The organism is Bifidobacterium colobi, assembly GCF_018555455.1.
Taxonomy (GTDB): domain Bacteria; phylum Actinomycetota; class Actinomycetes; order Actinomycetales; family Bifidobacteriaceae; genus Bifidobacterium; species Bifidobacterium colobi.
Map to the genome: position 1 here is coordinate 285,708 of NZ_JAFEJU010000003.1, position 22,730 is coordinate 308,437.

Below are 22,730 nucleotides of genomic sequence, written 5' to 3' on the forward strand. Positions count from 1 at the left end.
CTAGAAACAAGGCTCCCCATACGGGGAGCCTGAAAACTACTCAACAACGAATACGAACGAATCAAGCGACTTTGCAGATTCGCACGGCCATGTACTGCTTGCGACCAAGATCGACATGCGCCTTGCCATGGTAGGTGCCGGGCAGACGGTCGATGGTCATATTCCACGTATCGATGACATCCACCGTATATTCGCCGTTCTCCGGGAGCACCATATCTCGGTACAGCGAGGCATTGAATCCAAAGTAGAACAGTCGCCAATCCTCACCGCTGGTCATCACCGTGACATCCCAGTAGTCCTCGGATGCGTAAGGCGTCTCGCGAATAGGCACTACATCCGCTGGAGCTTCGGCCATAATCGAGCGCAGGAAACCAATGCGTGACGGAGATTCGCCATGCAGTTTGCCGCCATGAGCCCACCATAGCTGTTCGCCTTTGTCGATATACACTTCGCCATGGGTCACGTAGCCGCCACGCAACACACCTTCCCAGAAACGCCGGGTCTCCTCCTGCGCGGTCAGGTTGCCCCACCCCCAATAGATGTCTCCCTCATATCCAGGCTCATCCACAATCACCGGCTTATGGAATTGCTTGCGCCAATCCGACACGCATTCGGTGGTGCGGGTCACATCGATGCGTTGGATAGAGCAATGCGTGATCCAAGATTCGTTGTAGTCGAACAGGATTCGGCAATTATGAATCGAGCGGAGATGATTGTAGGGGTCATTCGCCATTACCACGCGAGCGTAGCGGCGCCAATCCTCTTTGCTTTTCTGCGGCATGAGATCATACTCGTTGGCGAACGACCACCATACGTTCTTATAGGCGGCATACCGTCGGGCAATGTAGCTTAAGTAGAACATGTCATCGTCCGCACCCATGTCGCTAAAGCCCCATTCCGGCTTGTCATACGGATGCAGCAGGATGATGTCCGCCTCTATGCCGAGTGCGTCCAGTTGGGCGATGCGATGATCCAGATTCTCAAAGAACGGCTCATGGAAACGACGATGATCGAAGCCCTGTTCCATGGATCCTTCGTATGCGAACATCTCCGGATCGGCAGTGTTAAAGTCGTAGAATTTAGGGAACACGCACATGCGGATTTTGTTGAACGGTGCTTGTGCAAGCGTTTTGAGCGTTTCCTCTTGAACGTCTTCTGACTGGTTGGTCCACGCGTAGCAGGTGGTGCCATAGGGTTGGTATGGGGTGCCATCCTCATATGAGAACCGGTAGCTCAGATTCTCTTCTTCGCCGGTAACGAGCACAGTGCCACGCTGTACGTCCGTGGCAAGCATGACGCGACCATGATTGTTCCCACGTGCGAGTACGCAAACAAATGAACCACTCACGCCATCGAGTGTGGAATCATTGGCATGCGTGACATAGGACCATTCTCCGATAGCCGCTGGCATGAATCGGATACTGTACCTTCCTTGGCCACGGTAGAACCCGTTCACCGTCATCTTCTCGCCAGTCAACGCGTTGAAGAAACTCGCCGACAGCACGACATCCTCATACGGATTGCCTTGAGAGGTTCCGGTCAGGTTGATTTCGAATACCTTGTACTGCTCGGTAGCCGGTTGAGCAACTGTCATGATTATCACCTTTATCGTTGAAGCATGCGCACGACTTCGTGCGCGATAATTCATGTTCATCGAATAGCAACCGAACAATGAATGCCGGAACTCATTCATTATCGGTTACTGATAGGTAACTTATCAGCGATGTGCGAAGTAAGTCAAATCACCGACACGCCGTGAACGAACCATCAACGGTACCCATCCCACTGTGGGGACGGAAACAGATAGTCCGAATATCGTTCCCATTCGGCCACGAAATCAATCGTGTCCGGGTTAGCCAACCAACGGCCTTCCAGACCGTACATCGTAGCGTTCGCCAGCATATACACGAACTCCCCGTCCACCCCATCGGGAACCAGCCAATCATGCTCGCGGAACTGCTGCGCCAAGCGAGCAGGGCGCTCGGCGAAATACGCATAGGCGGGATGCGCCGGCGACATGGCCTCCGCGTTGAGCATCTCGAATACTTTGACCATTTCAGGCTGTGCAGCATTTTGCGCCACAACCTCACGAAGCACTTCGGGAATTCTAGGCCTATCGCCTTCGCGCGAGCCTCCTCCCACGAATTGCGACAAATACCGCTCGACGGCATCCACTTTGTCGTAATGCCGTTCGATCACCGCAATCAGTAGCCCCTGCTTGCTTTTGACTCGATGAATCACCGCCGTCTGGGAAATGCCAATCTCGTTGGCAATATCCTGCAAGGACATACCGTAGTAACCCTTCTCACCGATGAGCCTCACCGCCACATCCACAATCTGATTGAAACGCTCTTGTGAACTCATGCGCTTCTTCGCAGCTTCCCTCTTCGGTGAACCAGCAGCATGTCCGTTAATCAGTTCGGCAATACGAGACCGCTCTTCCAGGTCCTTCATCTCACCCTCCAGATGTGAAGCATCGGCAGTATTCCCCGATAATCGGCATCAAATCAGTACTTACCGTATAGTAACAAAGTTTGCTTTTTCACCACAGAGAAGGCGGAACGACACGCCTTCTTGACAGACACATACAAGCCATTTATATTCTTAAGTTACTAGGTAGTAATAAATAACTACCTGTCCGGAACAGCGTCGTTTATCCACTCGCATTAACACCAAGGAGGGTGTTATATGGACACCACCGCAACGGTTGCGGCGCAACCAACAATCAGTATCGACAATCTCGCACCAGACACCGGCAAACCGCTGACCAAAGCCCAAGTCACACGATTCGGTCTTGGCTTCCTGCTCTTCGGCCTGACATGGATGACCGCAGGAGCCATCGGCGCAGGCGTGCTGCTCCCCAACAGATTCACCTATCTCAATATCGGCAAACCTGAAACCATATTGAGCATGATGAACTCGATCAGCATCATCTTCGCACTGATCGCCAATGTCGTGTTCGGCGCGCTATCCGACATTACGCGGTCTCGATTCGGTAAGCGCACCCCATGGATTTTCTGCGGCGGATTCGTTGCCGCGGCAGCCTTCTACTGCACATCCATCGCCACCAGCGTCGCGGGCATTGTTGTTGGATGGTCGTTCTTCCAAATCGGCATTAACATCATGATCGCCCCATGCATTGCCATCCTCTCCGACCGCGTGCCCTCAAAAATCCGCGGTACTATGTCCGCGTTCTATGGAGCGGGCAGCACCGTGGGCGGCTCTATCGGCACTATTGCCGGCTCTGCATTCATCAACAACGATCGACTTGGCTTCATCCTAGGCGTCGTACTGCTGTGCATATCCGGCATTCTCACCGTGTTCCTCTTCCCGAAGGAGCTCCCCTCCACCACCGCAGACACCCAACACATCAGCGTCAAGGAAATCGTCATGCAGTTCCGACCACCGACCAAGGGCGCTCGAGACTTCTACCTGGCGCTTGTCGGACGCATGCTGCTGATGGTCGGCTACTACATGATCATGGGCTACCAGCTGTATGTCGCCATGAACTACATCGGCCTGGAATCCACCGATGCTGCCGCTCTGGTCTCCCAGATGTCTCTCATCAGCACCGTCATCGTACTGCCTATTTCCCTGTTGGCCGGCCCAATCTCGGATAAGATGGGCAAGCGCAAACCACCAGTGGTGATTGCTTCCATCATCCTGTGCATCGGTTTGGCCATCCCATTCGCATCCCCCACCAAGATGGGCATGCTGGTGTTCGCCGGCGTCGCCTCCCTCGGGTACGGCGTCTACACGGCAGTTGATCAGGCATTGAACGTCGACGTGCTGCCCAACGCCGAGGAAGCCGGTAAGGATCTCGGCATTCTGAACCTTGCCAACACACTTGGTCAGATTCTCGCACCGCTGTGCACATCGACCATCGTTATCGCCACCAATTCCTACAAGCTCGCATTCCCCGCCGCAATCATTGCAGTGCTGCTTGGCGCGGTTAGCATTATCTTCATCAAGAAAGTCAAGTGAGGACTATCATGACAGACATTCATATCACTGATATAAGCCCGATTCCGGTAACCGAAGATTCCCGCCCGTTCGCCAGCGCGGCACAATGCTGCGACTTCGACCGCAACGGCTATATCGAATCCGAATACTACATGTCCGGCACAGCCAACGTGTACGAGACCCACGCAGACGGAACCATCGGGGTACGAACGCCGAACGCCCCTTATACCAATCGTTTTATTGTGCGCGCTCCTCGAGATACACGGTCGTTCAGCGGCAATGTCGTTGTGGAGATCATCAACCCCTCGGCCTTCATTGACCTTGAACGCATGTGGGTGCTTGGGCATACGGAAATGATCAGGCGAGGCGATATCTACGTGGGTATCACCAGCAAACCCAACACCATCGCCAAGCTACTGGAATTCGACCATGACCGGTACTCGAGTATGAACTGGGCGAACCCCACTCCCAATACGCCTTTCGGTTTTACCGACGAACAGTTGGCTGCAATGAACGGACGCATTATGCCGGATATCGACATCAGTTACGAGCCAGGCTTGTTCTGGGACATGCTCACCGATCTGGCACTACTGTTGCGTTCCAACGATGCCAAGAACCCTTTGCATGACTATCATCCGAAGCACATCGCGCTGGCCGGCTGGTCGCAATCCGCCGCTTATCTCATCCGATACGTCAATGATTTCACCTACCGCAGGGCCACCGATCATGATGTGTTCGATGGATTCATCGCAGCGGGACCGCCAAGATTCCTACCCACTCCGGTCAACCAATACGAAGTGCTGTCCACTCTCACCGATCTTGGCATCTCGAAAATCCGCACCGTTCGCAATCCTTGCATCATCATGCAAACAGAAAGCGAGAATTCATCCCTCGGCGCCCACGATGTGCCCCGCCCTGACGGCGACGAACCCGAATTCATGTGCCGCCACTATGACATCACCGGAGCCAGCCATGACACCCGTTACACACTGACTGACTACTATCAGGACAACCCCGGCCTTAAACGAGTCAATGCGCTTTTCGGCTATGACGGACGTTTCAACAAGGAGCCGAACAACTATCCCTCACAGTTCCTTGTAGCCGCAGCAATACGCAACCTGTTCCGCTGGATCGAAACCGGAGTGGCACCGGAGCCGAGCGAACCAATTCACACGAACGCTAACGGCACGAATGTGCGCGACGCATTCGGCAACTCGATTGGTGGGCTGCGCACCTGCCTGCTCGACTACCCCACCGGCACCTATTACAGCTACAGCGATATCAATCCGAAGTCAGAAGGCATGTACGGCAAAGGCATCGATGGCCTCTACGGCCATGAAGAGCCCTTCCCCGCTTCTATGCTTATCCACCTGTATGGAACGCTGAAACATTACGAGGAACTCTGCAAGCGGCACACGTTCCGACAAGTGACGCATGGATTCATCTGCCAGGAGGATGCTGACGCCCTAGTACGTTTCGCAGTATCCAAAGCCGAGGAGCGTGGCCTGAGATAAACACATAGATATGGAGCGCCGGTACAGTTGTCCGTCATTATGTTATGCGACACGCCGGCGCAATGCTGCGCATACCAAGGAACAGGCCGGTTTGAGGGCACTTAATTTCAAGCCTTGAAATTAAGTGCCCTCTATGCAATAATTACTTGCATCCAAGTTAATTTCAATGGTTGAAATTAATTGGTTTGTCAATGCACAACGTACCAGTTCGCCAAGGACGACGAAACCTGGACGCATTCCAAAGGAGGAATCGCATATGACCGACCCAACCGCGCAGAACGAAACCCTGAGCGCCGTTCACGCACAAAACGAACAACCAACCATCATGCCGATTTCCAAGCGTCGCCGCAACGTGCTCCTCGGCTCGCTTGGAGCAGGCTACATGAGCCTGTTCATGACTTACGCCGGACTGGTGGCCGTTCTGCTGCCGCAGCAGCTGCGTCTGCTCGACCCAGCCAATGCAGTCAACAACCTTGCACTCGTCACCTCGATTTCCGCATTCGCCACCATCTTCGTCCAGCCCATCGTCGGCGCGCTTTCCGATCGCACCCGCACTAAGTTCGGCCGTCGCGCACCGTGGCTGCTGCTTGGCGGTATCGGCGGCGGCCTGTGCACCATCGCCATTCAGTTCGCACAGAGTCTTTTCTGGATCGCGTTCGCATGGGTCTGCATTCAGGTGCTGCTCAACGCCTTCCAGGGACCGCTGTCCGCCATCATCTCCGACCGTGTTGAGAGCAAGGACCGTGGTCTCGCCTCTGGCCTGACCGGTGCCGGCATGTCCGTGGGCGGCACGGTTGGCGTTATCGTCGCAGGCCAGCTGCTCAGCCAAATCGGCGTGGCATACACGTTCTTCGGCGCATTGGTGATTGTCGTCTGCATTCTGTTCGTCATCGTGAATCCGGGACGCCCGAACCAAGGCGAACCCGTTGACAAGATCAACTGGCTGCAGTTCTTCAAGAGCTTCATCGTCGACCCGCGCAAGCACCCGGACTTCGGGTGGGCGTTCCTCGGCCGCTTCTTCATGATCCTCGGCTACCAGGCCATCACCAACTACCAGCTATACATCATCACCGACTACATCGGTGCCGACGATAAGACCGCGGGCAATGTGGTGTCCATCCTGTCCCTGATTCAGCTCGTCACCGTTACCGCATCCACCGTTATCGCCGGCCGTCTGTCCGACAAGTTCAACCGTCGTAAGATCTTCGTGGGTGTGGCTTCGCTGTTCATCGGCGGATTCATCCTGATCCCGCTGCTGTGGCCCACCATCCCCGGCATGTACGTCTACAGCGCAATGCTCGGCCTCGGCTACGGCACCTACACCAGCGTCGACATGGCCATGATGGTCGACGTGCTGCCCTCCGGCGAGGATGCCGCCAAGGATCTGGGCGTGCTCAACATCGCCTCCAACATTCCGCAGATGCTGACCCCGTTGTTCGCAGCCGGTCTGCTGAGCCTGTTCGCCGGCAACTACCAGGTGCTGTTCATCTACTCGGCGGCATCCGTGGTCTTCTCGGCAATCTTCGTACTGCCGATCAAATCCGTGAAGTGATGCGGTAATGCTGCGCCCTCCGCATACGCAGCAGCGCCAACCTTCACAACCATCCACGGGTTCGGGTGGCGACCACTGCCCGAACCCGACTCATCACATGCATCGCATTCGATGTAGGAGTATTACCATGACTTCCAATCCTTATTACGGCATTACGCATCGCGCACCCGTGGTGCACACCACATCCGGAGACGTGTACGGACGCTGGCAGAACGCGTCGTCCGCCGCTTACCTGGGTATCCCCTTCGCTGAAGCCCCCGTTGGCACCCTACGCTTCCAAGCCCCTCAGCCGCATGCGGCATGGGATGGAATCCGCCCGGCCGTGGAATACGGGCCCACGCCGCAACGCCGTCCGTTCGGCCCGGCCGTAACCATTCCCGAACCATCAATTCCGGGAGACAGCACGCTCAACGTCAACGTGTTCACACCCGCGCCGCGAGACACGTCCGCGCATCTGCCGGTCTATGTGTGGATTCATGGCGGCGGCTATTTCGCAGGCTCCCCCTCCTCCCCGTGGTATAACGGCCGCGAATTCAACGCCGACGGCGTGGTGACGGTTTCCATCTCCTACCGTCTCGGTTTCCAAGGCTTCGGCTGGGTTGACGGCGCGCCGCTCAACCGCGGATTGCTCGATCAGATCGCCGCGCTCACCTGGGTGCAGGAGAACATCGAACAGTTCGGCGGTGACCCTGCCAAGGTCACCATCGGTGGACAGTCGGCCGGCGGCGGCAGTGTGCTCGCCCTGCTGGGCTCTGCGAAGGCACAGGGATTGTTCCGCGGCGTCATCAGCGAGTCCGGTGCATTCAACGCCGTCACCGTCGAGCAGGCGGAAGCCATCGGCCGAGCCATGGCAGATGCTCTTGGCATTAATCCCACGATTGAGGCATGGTCGCAGGTCGATGAGAACACGATTCTCGATCATGAGCGCGATTTCAACGACATCAAGGAGATTCCTTCCAGCGCATCCAGCATCGACGAGCTCATCGGCATCATGAAGCGCGGATTCATCAGCGACTCCAGCCTCGGCTACGCCCCCACCGTGGATGGCGACGTGCTCACCGAAGCCCCACGTGAAGCGTATCGCCATGGCGTGGGATCCGGTGTGGCGCTGCTGGCGGGAACCGTGCGCAACGAGTTCTCGTTCCCCGTGCCCACCGCGCACACGTTGGCCGATGAGGAGGCCGCATTGCATGATGCCGGAATCTCGGATGAGGCCATTGCCCGGTTCTCCTCCAAGGTGCATCGCATCGGTGAGCATCTCGTCGGTGGCCAGATTCTCACCGAGCACATGTTCACCCTCGGTCTGGCACATACAGCGCTGATTCGCAAGGAATCCGGCGCCGGCGAGCGCACATGGCTGTACGATTTCGCACAGATGTCTTCGGTGTCCAACGCCTCCATGCACTGCGACGAAATCCCTTACGCCTTCAATGTGCTGGATGAGCCGAAGGTGCGCGAAGTGCTGGGCGATCACCCCTCGCAACCGCTCGCCGATGCGATTCATGGCCGATGGGTTGAATTCATCACCAACGGCACACTCGACGCGCCATCCGTAGCGGAGCATGACTGCGGCGCAATCCAATTCCTCGGCAGCGAACGGTACGACGATCATGCCTACCTGTTCGAAAAGGAGCTGGTCGAACTCGCTACACACTGACCGGTGACTCAATAATCCCAGTAGCCCCGCAGTATCAAGGGTGTTGTCATACACGATTGCAGTGTATGACAACACCCTTTCGCTATATCTCTCTCATCTGCGCATTGCCCTGCCTCAACGGCACCGCAGTACAGCACCAAGCGCCACGCGGTTACACTGCCGACCCCACTCGCAGCACAAGATTCTCACCGTGCATCAGGCGACCGGCGTTACTCAACAGATTCTGCCGCATCATCAGCAACGCACCAGGCATCGCCGCATCATCACGGTAATGACCTGCGAGCATGCCTCGCACACCCGACACTTTCATCGTTGCAAGATCATGCTCACTGAACAGCTCATCCATCATATGAATCACATAGCCACCGAAGATGACCCAGTCAGGAACCAGCAGTGCGATGGCACCGGCCAGCACCTGTTTGACACCGTCACGCGCACGATCATAGGTGGAGCGCGCCGGCTCGATATTAAGCTTGGCCAACCGCCGCAACTCTTTCAGGGCTGCGACATCGCCATGCTCGGACGCGAATTCACGCAATCCCCCATCGTCGATCATTACTTCGGGGGCTGCGACCGTAGCCAAACAACCGGTGCGACCGCACAGGCAATGGCGGCCGCTATTGGCGACCGGCATATGACCCAGACCGCCGGCCATGCCTTTCGAGCCGCAATACAGTTCGTTGTTGAGCACCACGCCGCCGCCGACGCCCAAGTCGGTTTTGAAATACAGCAGATTGAGACTATCCTCCGGCGAGATGCCGCCGTTTGAGCGTTGCAGGTAGTGCCGCTCTGCCCATAAGCCAGCGCTACCGTCATTGACCAGCACGATCTTCAGGTCACGCAGTATCGCAAGTCCTGCCGCCACGTCGCATCCCTGAGCATCGGCCTTACGGGAGCGTACATGCTCATACCATGCCTGCGGCAGTTGTTCTTCGATCAATGCGACCACATCCGCGTGATCCCATCCGAAATCGATTGCCGCCGGGATCGTGCGCAGATCGGCGTATACCGGTGCCGGAATCGAGATGCCGACCAATGGCAGCGAGTCAATGCCCTGCTGAGCCAGCACATCGAGAAGCGCGCAGATACGGAGCGCCACGAATCGCGCGAAATCGCCGATATTCTTCCCGCGGAAATCAGCTTGATAGGTTTCATCCAGCACCGTGCACCCACGCAGCGTCTGGCACACCAGTTTCACTTCGGATTTGCGCAATTCCAGCACCACCACAGGAAACGAATGATTGCCCAGCGCAAACATCGCCTTGCGCCGTGGCCCTTCCACGCCGCTCTGGCTTGCGCCCACCTGTTCGATGATGCCGGCTTCGGCAAGGTCGCGGATAAGCGACGTCAACGTTGCCGGGGTCAGACCGGTTACATTCGAAAGATAGGTGCGTGAATGCGATTCGCCGTCAACCAGCTGTTCCAGAACCAGTGCGATATTGCGGTCGCGCACATCGCGGCTGTCCATTTTCCTCGCCATAGTCTTGATTCCGGTCATCTTGCATCCATTATTGGCTTTATTGGCTGTGTAGTTACGCATATCCGGAACCTTGCGCCGGCCCGGAAACCATCTATGAGTTCCTATGATACGCAGGAAAGGATTCGCAGTTCGGAACCGCCACGCGTGAATCGATTGACGACTTGCGATTATTGGGATTATTCGCCGATGCCTTGTATCGACAAACGGGCCGCCTTCCTGAATGAGAAGGCGGCCCGTTCCTCTATGCGAAGCGTTGCGCTACGGCTATCATGCGGATATCATCATGCGACGGTGAAGGTGGTGCGCTTCAGGTCTTCGCGGCGCGACGAATGGCCGATCAGCAGCTCGAATTCGCCGGGCTCCACAATACGGTTGGCTTCGGAATCCACGATGGTGCAGTCGGCCACCGGAATCTCGAACGCGACGGTCTTGGTTTCACCCGGCTCAAGTGCCACGCGCTGGAAGGCTTTGAGTTCGCGGTCGGTCCAGCTGTAGGAGGTGACGATGTCGCCGATGTAGGCCTGTACGACCTCGGTGCCTGCGACTTCGCCTGTATTGGTGAGGGTGATTTCGGCGTGCACGGTGTCGGATTCGGCAAAAGTGCCGTCGGCGTTCGATGCGCCGCCGGTGATCACCGGTTCGCCATATTCGAAGGTCGTGTAGCTCAGGCCTTCGCCGAATGCGAACGCCGGATCCTGCGTGAGGTCGGCGTAACGGTCACCATGCTGGCCGCGCACCTGGTTGTAGTAGACCGGCAGCTGACCGGCGTGGCGCGGGAAGGTGACAGGCAGACGGCCGGACGGGTTGGTGATGCCAAAGATGATTTCGGCGATGGCCTGACCGCCCTTCATGCCGGGGTTCGCAGCCCACAGGATGGAGCCGGTACCGGTTGCGGGGTCGCTGACACGCTTGGCGAATACGCCATTCTCCCCCACGATGGAGGCGGGCAGAATCTGCGGCTTGGAGCTTACCAGCACGGTGACCATCGGCTTGCCGGTTTCCTTGGCCACGGCTGCGAGCGCATTGAGCAGTGCGTTCTGGCCGCCAAGCAGTTCAAGGGTGGCGGTGGAGCAGGTTTCACCGGTGAGCTGCACGGTATCGCCCACCACGGCCACAATCAGATCGGATTGGCGTGCATTGGCCACGGCTTCGTCGAGCAACGCCTGGTCAATGGCGGCGGAGACACCGATCTTCGGGCGAGGCTGGCCGTCCGGATAGAATTCGCCGGCCGGATCGGTAACGAGATCCACGATGTTGGCGCCGCGAGAGTAGACGACTTCGGCGCCATCGCCGGCAAGCTGCTTGATACCGTCAAGCACGGTGGTGATCATCTCGCGGGGCTGGCCGTCCGGCATCCAGGAGACCTGACCGGAGTTGCCGGTCCAATCACCGAGCTGGTTCTGTGCATCATCGGCCAGCGGGCCGACCACGGCGATGCGCTTGGCTTGGCTTGCGGCGAACGGCAGGTGGCCGTCGTTGCGCAGCAACGCCACGGCCTCACGGGCCAGTTCGAGGTTAATCTGCTGGTGTTCCTCGGAACCGATGACGGTCTTGATGCGCTCCGCATCCGGAAGACGCGGATCTTCGAACAGGCCGAGACGGAACTTCAGTGCCAGGATGCGGGCCACGGCCTCATCAATTAGGGATTCGTCCAAGAGGCCGGTCTTCACGGCTTCGATGGCACCCTCGTAGAACTGCGGGGTGGTCATGACCAGATCGTTGCCGGCCTTGACCGCGTCCGCGGCGGCGTGCACATAATCCGGCTTGACCTTCTGCTCCCACACGGAGCGGCCCACGTTATCCCAGTCGGTGATGAGTGTGCCGTTGTACTTCCATGCGCCGCGCAGCTTATCGGTCAGCAGCCACTTGTTGAAGGTGACCGGCACACCGTCGATGGATTCATAGCCGAGCATGAACGTACCGCAGCCTTCCTTGGCTACGCGTTCGAACGGCGGCAGGAACCAAGATTCAAGCTTCCTATGGGACAGGTCAGCCTCGGAAGCATCGCGGCCGCCTTGGGTTTCGGAGTAGCCGGCGAAGTGCTTGGCGCAGGCCAAAATCGCGTCCTTCGGCAGCGTCTCGCCGGCCTTGGCACCGCCCTGATAGCCCTTGACCATGGCGGAGGCAAGTTCACCGATCAGCATCGGGTCTTCGCCGAAGGTTTCGTCCACACGTCCCCAACGAGTGTCGCGCGCGATGCACAATACCGGGGAGAACGTCCAGTGCACGCCGGTGCAGGAGACCTCTTCGGCTGTGGCGCGGCCTGCCTGACGCACCTTTTCCGCGTCCCAGCTCAGTGCCATGCCGAGCTGTGAGGGGAAGATCGTGGCCCCTGGCCAGAAGGAGTAGCCGTGGATGCAGTCATCGCCGATGACCAGCGGAATGCCGAGGCGGGTTTTCTCGTTGACGGTTTTCACTGCGCGAGGCAGGTCTTCCGGGCTGGTGTGCAGGATGGAGCCGACGTGCTTGTTTACGATCAGGTCATCCAGGTCGCCGCCGCGGGCGTCGAGCTGCATCATCTGGCCAACCTTCTCCTCCAGCGTCATGCGGGAGAGCAGGTCTGCGATGCGCTCGGAGGCGGGCAGATCGGGGTTCTTGTAGGGCAGGGTTGCTGCGGTTGCGGTGGTTTCAGCCATGGTGGTTTCGCTTTCCTCGATGAAATCGAACATCTTTAATTACCGATTGGTAGTTTAACGCGACATACGATGCAACACGCGGAAAGCACAACATAAAGCGTCATGGAATCTCAGCAAACAGTCACTAAGTATGCGTCCCAACACAGCACCCGCATACTTAGCGCCGGTTCAGGGGTGGGAATCGGCGCTATGTATGCGCGCCAACGGTACACCCGCATACTTAGCGCCGGTTCAGGGGTGGGAATCGGCGCTATGTATGCGCGCCAACGGTACACCCGCATACTTAGCGCCGTTTCTGAGGCTCAAACCGGCGCTATGTATGCGGGACCATCGTTGAGCCGCATACTTAGCGCCGGTTGAGCACCTTCCAACCAACAGTCTGTGAAGTCTTGAGTCCCGAGACTCAGCGATAGCCGTCCCACAGTGGGGACGGGAACAGCAGCGGCTCGAATTCGGCCCATTCTTCGTTCAAATCGATGGCGGGTTCGCGCAACCAACGCAACTGGATACCGTCCATGACCTCCAATGCCTTGCGCACGGTGGGGCGAACCTCATCGAATGAGGAGAATGCCGGCGGGATACGCCAATCGAAGCCGGCATAGTACTGCCAGATCGAATCCTGACGAACGGCGAACTCCTTATGCAGCGGGTGGTCGGGATTGAACGTTTCCACCTGCAGTACGGAGAACAACTGCACCAGCATGCGGCGCTGCGAGTTGTAATGCACCAGATAGCGCAGATAGGCAGGCAGACGCAAATCGTCAACAGTGGATCCCGGTAGCCCGGAAGCCTTGAAATCGCTGACGTTGCCGCCCTCGTTGTAGTTGTCGAGGTACACCATCGAGAGCATGTTGTCTTTGCTGCCTATATAGCGCAGCACACCCTGCTTGGTGACGCCCACCGCATCGGCCACATCCTGCACGGAGATGCCGTTGTAGCCTCGCTCGGAGATCAGACGCACTGCGGCGTCGAGAATCTCACGCTTGCGTTCAAGCGGCGACTTACGGACTCGTTTGTGATTGGAAGTGGTTTCTGCGGCCATAGCTGCCTAGTGTATCCCACCTCATTACCAAGCGGTAACAAAGGGCTCCCACTGCGAACAATCACAGTAGGAGCCTTTCCGTCAATCAGCAAATCACCGCGAACTCGGTCACGCAGTGCGCAGCAACGGCTCGGCCACGGCTTGAATCACCGAGGTCGGCATATGCGAATCGTCGAAGTCGTGACGCGGATGGCTGCTGGCCTTGCTTTCCAACGTGTGCAAAGCGCCCAATGCTCCGGCCCCGTTTTCGCGGATGAGCGTGTAGGCGCGCTCCTTGGTGAGGTAGTCGATTTGCGCGTCGTACAGCACTCGGAAGGCATCTTCGATGGCGGGATCTTCGGCAATGGCCAAGTCACCGGAGATTTCGATTCGCGCAGCAGCTGGCACATGGGCGAGGGCGACTGCCAAGCCGAACGTATCCGCATCATACGAAAGCTGCGCCTCGACGGGCTTGCCATCCACGGTAGCCACAAGATCGGTGCGTTCCACACCTTGGAAGGTGATGGTCCATGTGCGGCGTTCGGGAACGGCCGCGGTATTGCCGGATACCGGTCCGATAACGAAAGCGGAATGCCCGGAAGGCTCGCGGCATCGTCCGCTCCCCCACGCCAGTTGAAGGTCATGGAGGTGGCGGCCAGCGCCGTCTCGTCCGGACGAGCCTGATTGGAGCCATCGTCTTCCTTGAGCGTAAACGAACCGGACGCACCGGGGAACACCAGCACCTCCAGATGCACGGGATTCGCGACGGAGTTCTCACGGCCGTTCAGCTCATCCAGCTGCTGAAGCGGCACGATGCCACCAGCCTTGGCGAATACCGGCATGCCATCAAGCCCACGCCACACCTCGAATTTACGGCCGTTGACTGAACGCGATTCGTAACGGCGACCAGTAAAGAAGTCAAACCAGGTGCCCTGCGGTAGCCAGACATCGGCTTTGGCCATCTGCACATCGCGGTCGGCGGGAGTCACGATAGGAGCCACAATCAGCTCGGTGCCGAAGCGGAATTCCTGCTCCACGCCGTATGCGTTCACGTTTTCCGGCGACTGCCAGTACATCGGCTCCACCAGCGGACGGCCTTCCGAAGCGGCACGCCAGTTCATCGTATACAAGTACGGCAGCAGCATGTGGCGCAGCCGCAGCGCCATATCCATCGCCGCTTCGGTCTGGGCATGGAAGTTCCACGGTTCCTTGCCGTTGAACGGTGAATCGGTGGAGTGCAGGCGGTTGATCGGGCTGAATGTGCCGAGCTGGTACCAGCGGGCTTCCAGCTCCTCATCGCGGTAGCCGAACATGTGGCCGCCGATGTCGTGGCTCCACCATCCGTAGCCGATGTTGGATGCGGTGGCCGTGAAGTATGGCTGGAATTTGAGTGACTCCCAAGTCACCACGGTGTCGCCGGAGAAGCCTACCGGGTAACGATGCGAGCCAGGACCGGCGTAACGCGAGAACGTGAGCGGCCAATGGCCGTCGCGTCCCGAGTCGAGATAGTGCATATGGTTGAGCATCCACAGCGGGTCCAGACCCTTTTGCCGGGTCACACCGCCTTGTTGCCAATCAAGCCACCAGAAATCGGTACCCATGTTCTCCAACTTGTGGTGGAGCTGGAAGTACGCGTCCATGAAACACGGGCTGGTGAGGTCGAATTCCACCGGCTCTTCGCTTGCGGGGTCAACACCCATGTGCTCAGCCACTTCGGCGTAGCCATCCTCGAAAGCACGGATGCCGTCGCGCGGATGCACGTTCAGCGTGGCCTTGAGACCATGTTCATGCAGAGTGCGTTGGAATCGTTCGGGATCGGGGAAGAATTGGCGGTTCCAGGTGTAGCCAGTCCAACCGGAGCCGTACTGGGGATCAACATCGTCCACGAGATGCCAGTCCATGTCGATGACGGCGGTGGTGAATGGCAGGCCCTCCTGCTCGAAACGATCCACAAGTTCGAGATATTCGTCTTCGGTGTATCGGTGGTAGCGGCTCCACCAGTTGCCCAGCGCAAAGCGTGGCAGCAGTGGGGTCGGGCCGGTCAAATGGTAGAAGTCCTGTACGGCTTCAATGAATCGGTGCCCGTAGCCGAAGAAGTACAGGTCGATGCCATCGTTGTCACGCGGAACCACCCAGGCGCCAAACGGATTGGATTCACCGTTGATTTCGGCAGCTTCATCGCCTTCAACGACGATATTGGATGCCGAGTCATCGATGACCGCCCAGCCATCGTGGGAAATCACACCGAGGCCAAGTTCCGTTTCGCCGTTCACTTCGTCCAGCGTGCGGGCGGTACCCCTGAGATTGCCGCGCTGCACGTCGCCGTAATGCCAGGTGTTCATCTGGGAGTTCGATACGCCCTTGACCACGATGCTCAGGCCTTCCTTGCTGAAGGGCTGCATATCATAGGTCAGGCGCAAGGCCGGCGTATCAACGATGAGCAGACCGTCACGCACGGTTTGGGTAAAGCGTGGGGCTTCACAAGCAAAGTCACGATTCACAACCATCTGCGTGGCGTGATCCTCGAAGCGCCCACCTTCCTGCCATTCAAGGCGGATCAGCGATTCGGTGATGACGCCGATGCGCCAGCGGTCGCCTTGAATCACCGCCGCCGGGTTCATGCCAGGGTTGGTCGCAAGTTTCGGGAAGGTCATGCCAAGCTCCTTTGCGTGGGGTGCCGCCTGCTGTTCATGACAACGATATCATCATCAGCCGCCAAATCAAGTCATCAAACATATCGCACAACAGTACTACCCAACCATTAAGTTGTTCATTATATTGTTCAATTATCCTATATATAGTAATATCGAACAGTATATTTGACATTTTACAACAATCAGGAGGATACAATGAATCAGCTCAGCAACCGCATTACTCCTGATTACATTCCTCGCCCAGCCTTATTGAATCGGGTACTTGCCCATCGAAACACACCAGATATCAAGGTCATTATCGGAGTCAGGCGTTGCGGCAAGTCGACGGTGCTCACCATGCTGGCCGACGCGCTGGTTTCTGATGGCATTCCCAGCCAAAACCTGTTCTATAAGCGATTCGATGCATTCGACATTCCTCTTGACTACGACGCCGCAGACTTGCATGAGGAACTCATTCAGGCGACTAAGCGAGCCGACACAGCCTATCCTTTCACTGTGATGCTCGACGAAATCCAAGACGTCCCCGGATGGGAAAAGGTTGTCAGACGTTTGCACACGCGAGAAAACACTGACGTCTACATCACTGGATCCAACGCCAATCTGCTCTCCAGCGATCTGGCCACCTACCTCACCGGTCGTTATATCGAGATTCCCGCTTTCCCCTTGTCGTTCAGCGAATACCTTGATTTCTCGCGCAGCACCAAGGAAGCACAGGGCCGTTTCCAAGACGATCTGCTCGCCGAATACTTACTCTATGGCGGCATGCCCGGCCTCTTTGCACTGCGAGAAAGAACTACGGAATCCATAGGAGCCGAGCTGCGCGATATCTACCAATCCATCCTGTTCAAAGACGTTGCCCAACGATACAACATACGCGATCTCAGCAGTCTGGAGAAACTGAGCCGGTTCCTATTCTCCACGTCCGGCTCGCTGTTTTCCGCGCGCAATGTAGCCAATACCCTGACTAGCGCCGGACAACCCATCAGCACAGGAACCGTCATCACCCAAGTTGACGCACTACGCCGCGCATTTCTGCTGTACCGAGCCAGTCAAGAAGGCATGCAGGGAAAAACCGTGTTACGACCGCTGAGCAAATATTATCCAGTCGACAACGGTTTCAGAGGCCTCTCAACAGGATTTTCCCCACGCGACATTGGCGCTCGTCTGGAATGCGCCGTATACATGGAACTCATCCGCCGTGGATATACGGTCAGCATCGGGACCAGTGATACATCAGAAATCGACTTCATCGCTTCGCACATCGCATCAGGTGGCATGCAAAAGCAATATATTCAAGTCACCGCTAGTTTATTGGACGAAAACACTCGCGCGCGCGAGTTTGCCCCACTTGTATCCCTCACCGACGCTTTCCCCCGAATTATCATCACCCTCGACCCGTACTCGGCAGGGATCAGCGAGAAAGGCATCACCGTGGTCAACGCAAAAGACTGGCTACTCGGCAATTAGGCATGCGTGCACACAATGACCATAAGGAAACCGCGCCCTGATCATCGGACTGCTGTTCTACAGACCCATGATCAGGGCGCGGTTCATTCACCATACTGAACCCAATCAGTCAAGCACGAAGGTGTTGAAGGAGCGCGGAGCGAGCGTTACCTTGATGCCGCGGGAGGCGTCGGCCGGGTCGGCGAATTCGAACGGCATCTCGTTTTCGAGCGCGTTCTGCGCCACCACGACCACGGTACCGTCCGGGTTGCGGAAGGCGATGGCCATGGAATTGAAGTGGCCGGTGGTGCCAAGCAGCTTGGCGCCCGGGCGCACATACTTGGAGAAGTGGCGCATCACGTAGTATTCGGGGTTGCGGCGCACTTCGTGGGTGTCGGCGGTGATGGTGAACAGGGAGTTCTGCCACCAGCCCCACGTGGAATCCTGATCGTCCAGAATCATGTTCCAGTAGGTGTAGGCGGTGGCGCCGTTGCGGAAGTAGTGGTTGATGAGGTGGAACACGTATTCCGCGTATTCCCAGGTGTTCTGGCCGTCGCCGCACTCGGATTCGGACTGGATGAGTTCAATCTCGGGCCAGGATTCATGGGTGCGGGCGATGCAGTTCTGACCGGCCCACTGGTAGGCGATGCCCTTGATGTAGTGGCGGGCACCGTCGTCGAAGAGGATGTTGTCCACGAAACGGTTGTAGTTGTTCAGGGCCATGCCGTAGCCGCCGCCGGTCCACTTCATGTCTTCCGGGCCGTTCAGGGTGCCGAGCCAGATGTCGGTGTCGAGGCCGGCCTTGTCGAAGGCGGGGCCGAGGTAGTCGCGGATGAAGACCTTCAGCGCCTCGGCATCCCACAGGGCGCTCGGGAACTTCTGGTCGGCGAACACCTCGTTCTGCACGTGCAGCTGGTTCACGGTGATGCCGTGCTCGGCGTAGGCCTGAATGTACTTGACCAGGTACTTGGCGTAGGCCGTGAGGTTTTCCGGAGTCTGGATGAGACGGCCGTAGTTGTAGGCCTTCGGACGCTTCATCCAGGTCGGCGGGGACCACGGGCTGGAGAACAGGCGCATATCCGGCTGCCATTCCTGGGCGCGGTGGATGTACGGAATCAGGGTCTCCTCGTCGCGCTCGACGGAGAAGTGCTCCATGTCGTAGTCGCCTTCGACCTCGTCGTAGCTGTACCAGTGGTCGGCGAAGTCGTTGGCGGCAACAGGCGCGCGGTTGAACGTGAAGTTCATCTCTTCGGGGTCGAAGAGTTCCTTGATGATCTGGTCGCGTTCGGCTTCGGTCACGGTCTGCAGCGGCAACCAACCGAGTTCGTTGAAGCAGCCGCCGAAGCCGCGCAGTGACTGGTATTCATTGCCGTCGAGCTGCAGGTCCGGGGCCGCGGTCGCACCGGTGGCGGCAACGTCGGCGGAGCGATCGACGAGTTTGGCGTCGGGGGTGGTGGCGATCCATGTGGTCATGATGGATTTCCTTTCTGATAATGGTTGGCTGGCGCAGCTATTGCAGCCACGCGGCTCTTCGTTGAGTTATGCCGTTCGCCGTCAGTTGACTTCTTTATCTAACAGCTACTAGATAAAGTATAGCGCAAGTAGAACCTAGAAAACACCTGCGTGTCTTCATTATTTCTTGAAACAGGATTAAAAGATATCTATTTTTTAGTAGTTAATAATCAGGTCCGGCACATCGCACACAATAGCCCGCCATACGCATGATGGCCTCCCCTTGTTCCAGGGAGGCCATCAGAGCCGTCAATCATGCAACCAATCGCGCCAACGCATCACGCGAGCGCCACGCGCAAGGTGTTGACGGATGCGGCAGACAGTCGAACCGTGATCTCACTGGTCGAGTTCGATTCGCCACTGGCACGAGCCACCACATGATCATCGATGTCGACGTCATGCGCGCGTACCAGATCGGGCTGGTCAACGGTGTTGCAATCGTGGGGATCGGCTGCGGCAAGCTCACGCATCTGCTCGACGCGCGCTCCAGCCGGCAGCACCAATGTGACCGTTGCCTCATCGCTCATATGCGCATTGGTGAGGTTGATCAGCAGCTCGCTACCGTCCACCGACTTGGATGCGAACACATACACATCCTTGTCATCGGCATCGGCTCGCGGCACATCGAGCGCCACGGCACCCCGGTGCTGCTGGTACATCATGAACACGTCGTAGTTCGGCGTGAGGATGGTGGCGTCACCCTCGGTGAGGATCAGCGAGTTGAGCACATTGATGGTCTGCGCGTTGCAGGCCATGGTCACCTTGTCGCAGTTGCGCTGCAGCAGATCAAGGGTGAGCGCGGTGGTGATGGCATCGCGCATGGTCACCTGCTGCTTCAGCGCCGGGCGCGCATAGAATGCGGGCTTGTGCCAGTTGCCCCATTCGCCGATGATGAGATCCACATGCGTGAGCTTGGTATCCATCGCCACTTCCGGCTCGTTGATGAGTGCGAGCCCGTCGTTGATGAGACGCCATTGATCGCGCAGGATGTCCTCAAGCTCCAGGCATCCGGCGATGACCTTGTTCCAGCCGGCTTCATCGAACTCGGTGGGCGTATCCGCGTCGTTATCCACATTCCAGTTGTAGAAATGCAGATCGTAGCCGTTGATGCGCGGCTGGCGATATTCGGCGAGTCCGCGGAAGAAGTCCTGGGTCCACTTGACGCGTTCACGCGGCTTGTTGCCGTCGGGGCCGCATGCGATGGCGTACATCGGCGAGGGTGCGAACACATCCGTGGTGAACGAGGGCATGGCCGAGGCGAAGCGTCGGTATTCATCGAGGTAGGTGGATGGGGTCATCGTGCCGCCGCCAGCCCAGACCTCGTTGCCGATGCCCCAGTATTTGACGCCATAAGGGGCTTCGTGACCGTTGGCGGCGCGTTCGCGGGCCAGATCGGTGGGCTGCTCGCGGTTGCAGTACTCCATCCAATCCTTCATCTCGGCCACGGTGCCGGACAGCATATTGATGTTGATCCACGGCTCGGCGCCGATCAGCTCGCACAGGCGCAGGAATTCGTCGGTGCCGAATGCATGGTCGTCCAGCTCGTAGGTGGCGAAGTTCTCGTTGAACGTGGTTGCGCGGTGTTCGCGCGGGCCGATGCCGTCACGCCAGTGGTAGGTGTCGGCATAGCAGCCACCGGGCCAGCGAATTACCGGCGGCTTCAACGCGCGCAAAGCGTCAAGCGTGGCTTTGCGGTAGCCGTGTTCGTTCTCGATGGCGGAGTCCTCCCCCACCCACAGGCCTTCATCGATGCATTCGCCGAGGAATTCGATGAACTGTCCGTGCAGCTTGGGATCGATGCTGCCGATTTCCTGATGTGGATTGATGATGATGGTCATCGGTTTACTTCACCTTCTTGATCAGCATGATGAACACGCAGCCCACCACTGCAAGCGCGATGGCGGTCGGGAAGACCAGCGCGTAGGACTTGGTAGCCACCACGATCGAGGAGGTCACGATCGGGCCGACCATCTGACCCAGGGTGGTGGCGATGTTGAGAATGCCGAGGTCCTTGCCGGCCTCCTCCTCGTTCGGCAGCACGTCCACGTTCAGCGCCTGATCCACGGAACCATACATACCGTAGCCGAAGCCGCCGATGGCGGAGAAGAGAATCATACCCATGGCATTGTGCAGCAGCCACGGCATGGCGTAACCCACGGCGAGCAGCAGGCTGGCTGCGACGACCGGCACCTTACGGCGGCCGATCTTATCGGAGATGGGGCCTGCGGACAGGGCGGAGACTAGGGAGACGACCATGAGCACCACGCTCATGATGGACAGGGTGGAGCCGGCGGACTTGTCGTCGAGGCCGATGAAGTCCTGCAGGATGTAGAGCTGGTAGTTGAGGATCATGTAGTAGCTGAACAGCAGCAGGGAGCGGCCCACGAACGCCAGCCAGAAATCGCGGGAGTCCTTGACCGGGGGCTTGAAGCTCACGAGGATGCTCTTGAAGTCGGCCTTCTGCTTGGGCATGTCCTTGCTGGAGGCTTCGCGTGGCCAGAAGATGACCGTCAGAACGCCGGACAGTGCCATCACGATGCCGGAGACGATGAAGCCGGGCATCATCATGGTAATGAACTGGGCGCCGACGATCTGCCCCAGGGCGGAGCCGAACAGCGTGCCGGCGGAGATGAATGCGGACATAGTGCCGCGCAGGCTTTCCGGCACGCGGTCGGACAGCGAGGCGACCACCGGAGCGATCATCATGTTGAGGCCGACCATGGCTAGGCAGTAGCTTACGCCAATGCTCACGCCGTCTGGCAGGAAGCCGATGAGGAACAGCGTGACGCCGGCGAGAATACCGCCGGCCGCGATCCACGGGGTACGGCGGCCGAAGATGGAACGCGTGCGGTCGGACATATTACCGACCACCAGGTTGGAGATCAGCGATGCGAGCGCGGTGGCGGAATTCAGCACGCCGAAGATCGCATCCTTGGAATCCGGGGCGATGATGGACAGGCGCTGCGGCAGCAGTACGGCTGCCACAACCTGGAGGGCGAGCATCCAGCAGAACGAGAAGATGAAGAAGGCTACGCAGAAGCGGGTCTTATCCATTTTGGACAGCGGACCGGAGGCCTGAGCGGGCTGGACTGCAGCCGCAGTGCTTTCCTGAGACATGGAATCTCCTTGCAATCATTGATTCTTACCCAATCTCGACCGGCCTTCATTGGTGCGGGGCGATTGGCTTATCAGCATGCCGTCTTGGCCTGCATGCCCACTATCTTATATCTTTAAGATAATAGATAGTGCCGGCGTGTCGGAAATCATGCACCCATATGCCGCTTCTGTGCCGGCG

At 58.0% G+C, this 22,730-nt stretch carries 13 protein-coding genes and 1 pseudogene; 5 read left to right on the plus strand and 9 right to left on the minus strand.

All coding sequences use genetic code 11. The features are described 5' to 3' along the window. Positions 1-61: 61 nt before the first annotated feature. Together JS530_RS05835 and JS530_RS05840 are read right to left on the minus strand one after the other, a co-directional pair. Positions 62-1,594 carry a DUF5605 domain-containing protein gene (locus JS530_RS05835; protein ID WP_214376244.1) on the minus strand — a complete coding sequence of 511 codons (1,533 nt, stop codon included), beginning with the start codon at positions 1,592-1,594 and terminating at the stop codon, positions 62-64. A 173-nt stretch (positions 1,595-1,767) separates the two neighbouring features. Then, positions 1,768-2,364, minus strand: coding sequence for a TetR/AcrR family transcriptional regulator (locus JS530_RS05840; RefSeq protein WP_240541110.1), 597 nt, complete (start codon positions 2,362-2,364; stop codon positions 1,768-1,770). A gap of 324 nt (positions 2,365-2,688) precedes the next feature. Here JS530_RS05840 and JS530_RS05845 point away from each other — a divergent pair, with 324 nt between their 5' ends. The 4 genes from JS530_RS05845 (at position 2,689) to JS530_RS05860 (ending at position 8,686) form a co-directional block, all read left to right on the plus strand. Then, the gene (locus JS530_RS05845; RefSeq protein ID WP_214376246.1) at positions 2,689-3,984 is read left to right on the plus strand and encodes an MFS transporter; all 1,296 of its coding nucleotides are present in this window, start codon (positions 2,689-2,691) and stop codon (positions 3,982-3,984) included. Positions 3,985-3,992: 8 nt separating this feature from the next. Further along, positions 3,993-5,477, plus strand: a complete 1,485-nt coding sequence (locus tag JS530_RS05850; RefSeq protein ID WP_214376247.1) for an alpha/beta hydrolase domain-containing protein — start codon at positions 3,993-3,995, stop codon at positions 5,475-5,477. A gap of 256 nt (positions 5,478-5,733) precedes the next feature. Further along, complete coding sequence (locus tag JS530_RS05855; protein ID WP_214376248.1) at positions 5,734-7,029, plus strand: MFS transporter; 1,296 nt, start codon at positions 5,734-5,736, stop codon at positions 7,027-7,029. A gap of 127 nt (positions 7,030-7,156) precedes the next feature. Further along, on the plus strand, positions 7,157-8,686 hold the full coding sequence (locus JS530_RS05860; RefSeq protein ID WP_214376249.1) for a carboxylesterase/lipase family protein: 1,530 nt from the start codon (positions 7,157-7,159) through the stop codon (positions 8,684-8,686). Positions 8,687-8,837: 151 nt separating this feature from the next. Here JS530_RS05860 and JS530_RS05865 read toward each other — a convergent pair whose 3' ends face one another. The 4 genes and pseudogenes from JS530_RS05865 to JS530_RS05880 all read right to left on the minus strand — a co-directional run bounded on the left by JS530_RS05865 (position 8,838) and on the right by JS530_RS05880 (position 16,477). Continuing rightward, positions 8,838-10,184 carry an ROK family protein gene (locus JS530_RS05865; RefSeq protein WP_214376250.1) on the minus strand — a complete coding sequence of 449 codons (1,347 nt, stop codon included), beginning with the start codon at positions 10,182-10,184 and terminating at the stop codon, positions 8,838-8,840. Between the two features lie 263 nt (positions 10,185-10,447). Next, positions 10,448-12,802, minus strand: a complete 2,355-nt coding sequence (locus JS530_RS05870) for a glycoside hydrolase family 3 N-terminal domain-containing protein (protein ID WP_214376251.1) — start codon at positions 12,800-12,802, stop codon at positions 10,448-10,450. Positions 12,803-13,205: 403 nt separating this feature from the next. Beyond that, a complete protein-coding gene (locus JS530_RS05875; RefSeq protein ID WP_214376252.1) occupies positions 13,206-13,844 on the minus strand; it encodes a TetR/AcrR family transcriptional regulator in 639 nt (212 codons plus the stop codon). Positions 13,845-13,952: 108 nt separating this feature from the next. Further along, positions 13,953-16,477, minus strand: a pseudogene (locus tag JS530_RS05880) (glycoside hydrolase family 31 protein). 195 nt (positions 16,478-16,672) lie between these two features. On the opposite strand from JS530_RS05880, the gene JS530_RS05885 reads away from it, so the two are divergent. After that, positions 16,673-17,944, plus strand: a complete 1,272-nt coding sequence (locus JS530_RS05885) for an ATP-binding protein (RefSeq protein WP_214376253.1) — start codon at positions 16,673-16,675, stop codon at positions 17,942-17,944. Positions 17,945-18,049: 105 nt separating this feature from the next. On the opposite strand, the gene JS530_RS05890 is transcribed toward JS530_RS05885, so the two are convergent. The 3 genes from JS530_RS05890 to JS530_RS05900 all read right to left on the minus strand — a co-directional run bounded on the left by JS530_RS05890 (position 18,050) and on the right by JS530_RS05900 (position 22,552). Then, the gene (locus tag JS530_RS05890) at positions 18,050-19,396 is read right to left on the minus strand and encodes a glycoside hydrolase family 30 protein (protein WP_214376254.1); all 1,347 of its coding nucleotides are present in this window, start codon (positions 19,394-19,396) and stop codon (positions 18,050-18,052) included. 317 nt (positions 19,397-19,713) lie between these two features. After that, positions 19,714-21,273, minus strand: coding sequence for an alpha-N-arabinofuranosidase (locus tag JS530_RS05895; RefSeq protein ID WP_214376255.1), 1,560 nt, complete (start codon positions 21,271-21,273; stop codon positions 19,714-19,716). Positions 21,274-21,277: 4 nt separating this feature from the next. Then, positions 21,278-22,552, minus strand: a complete 1,275-nt coding sequence (locus JS530_RS05900) for an MFS transporter (protein ID WP_214376256.1) — start codon at positions 22,550-22,552, stop codon at positions 21,278-21,280. Between the last annotated feature and the right edge of the window lie 178 nt (positions 22,553-22,730).

Coding starts and splice junctions, on each gene's coding strand:
- JS530_RS05835 (WP_214376244.1), bottom strand. CDS start 1,594: ATGACAGTTGCTCAACCGGCTACCGAGCAGTACAAGGTATTCGAAATC.
- JS530_RS05840 (WP_240541110.1), bottom strand. CDS start 2,364: ATGAGTTCACAAGAGCGTTTCAATCAGATTGTGGATGTGGCGGTGAGG.
- JS530_RS05845 (WP_214376246.1), top strand. CDS start 2,689: ATGGACACCACCGCAACGGTTGCGGCGCAACCAACAATCAGTATCGAC.
- JS530_RS05850 (WP_214376247.1), top strand. CDS start 3,993: ATGACAGACATTCATATCACTGATATAAGCCCGATTCCGGTAACCGAA.
- JS530_RS05855 (WP_214376248.1), top strand. CDS start 5,734: ATGACCGACCCAACCGCGCAGAACGAAACCCTGAGCGCCGTTCACGCA.
- JS530_RS05860 (WP_214376249.1), top strand. CDS start 7,157: ATGACTTCCAATCCTTATTACGGCATTACGCATCGCGCACCCGTGGTG.
- JS530_RS05865 (WP_214376250.1), bottom strand. CDS start 10,184: ATGACCGGAATCAAGACTATGGCGAGGAAAATGGACAGCCGCGATGTG.
- JS530_RS05870 (WP_214376251.1), bottom strand. CDS start 12,802: ATGGCTGAAACCACCGCAACCGCAGCAACCCTGCCCTACAAGAACCCC.
- JS530_RS05875 (WP_214376252.1), bottom strand. CDS start 13,844: ATGGCCGCAGAAACCACTTCCAATCACAAACGAGTCCGTAAGTCGCCG.
- JS530_RS05885 (WP_214376253.1), top strand. CDS start 16,673: ATGAATCAGCTCAGCAACCGCATTACTCCTGATTACATTCCTCGCCCA.
- JS530_RS05890 (WP_214376254.1), bottom strand. CDS start 19,396: ATGACCACATGGATCGCCACCACCCCCGACGCCAAACTCGTCGATCGC.
- JS530_RS05895 (WP_214376255.1), bottom strand. CDS start 21,273: ATGACCATCATCATCAATCCACATCAGGAAATCGGCAGCATCGATCCC.
- JS530_RS05900 (WP_214376256.1), bottom strand. CDS start 22,552: ATGTCTCAGGAAAGCACTGCGGCTGCAGTCCAGCCCGCTCAGGCCTCC.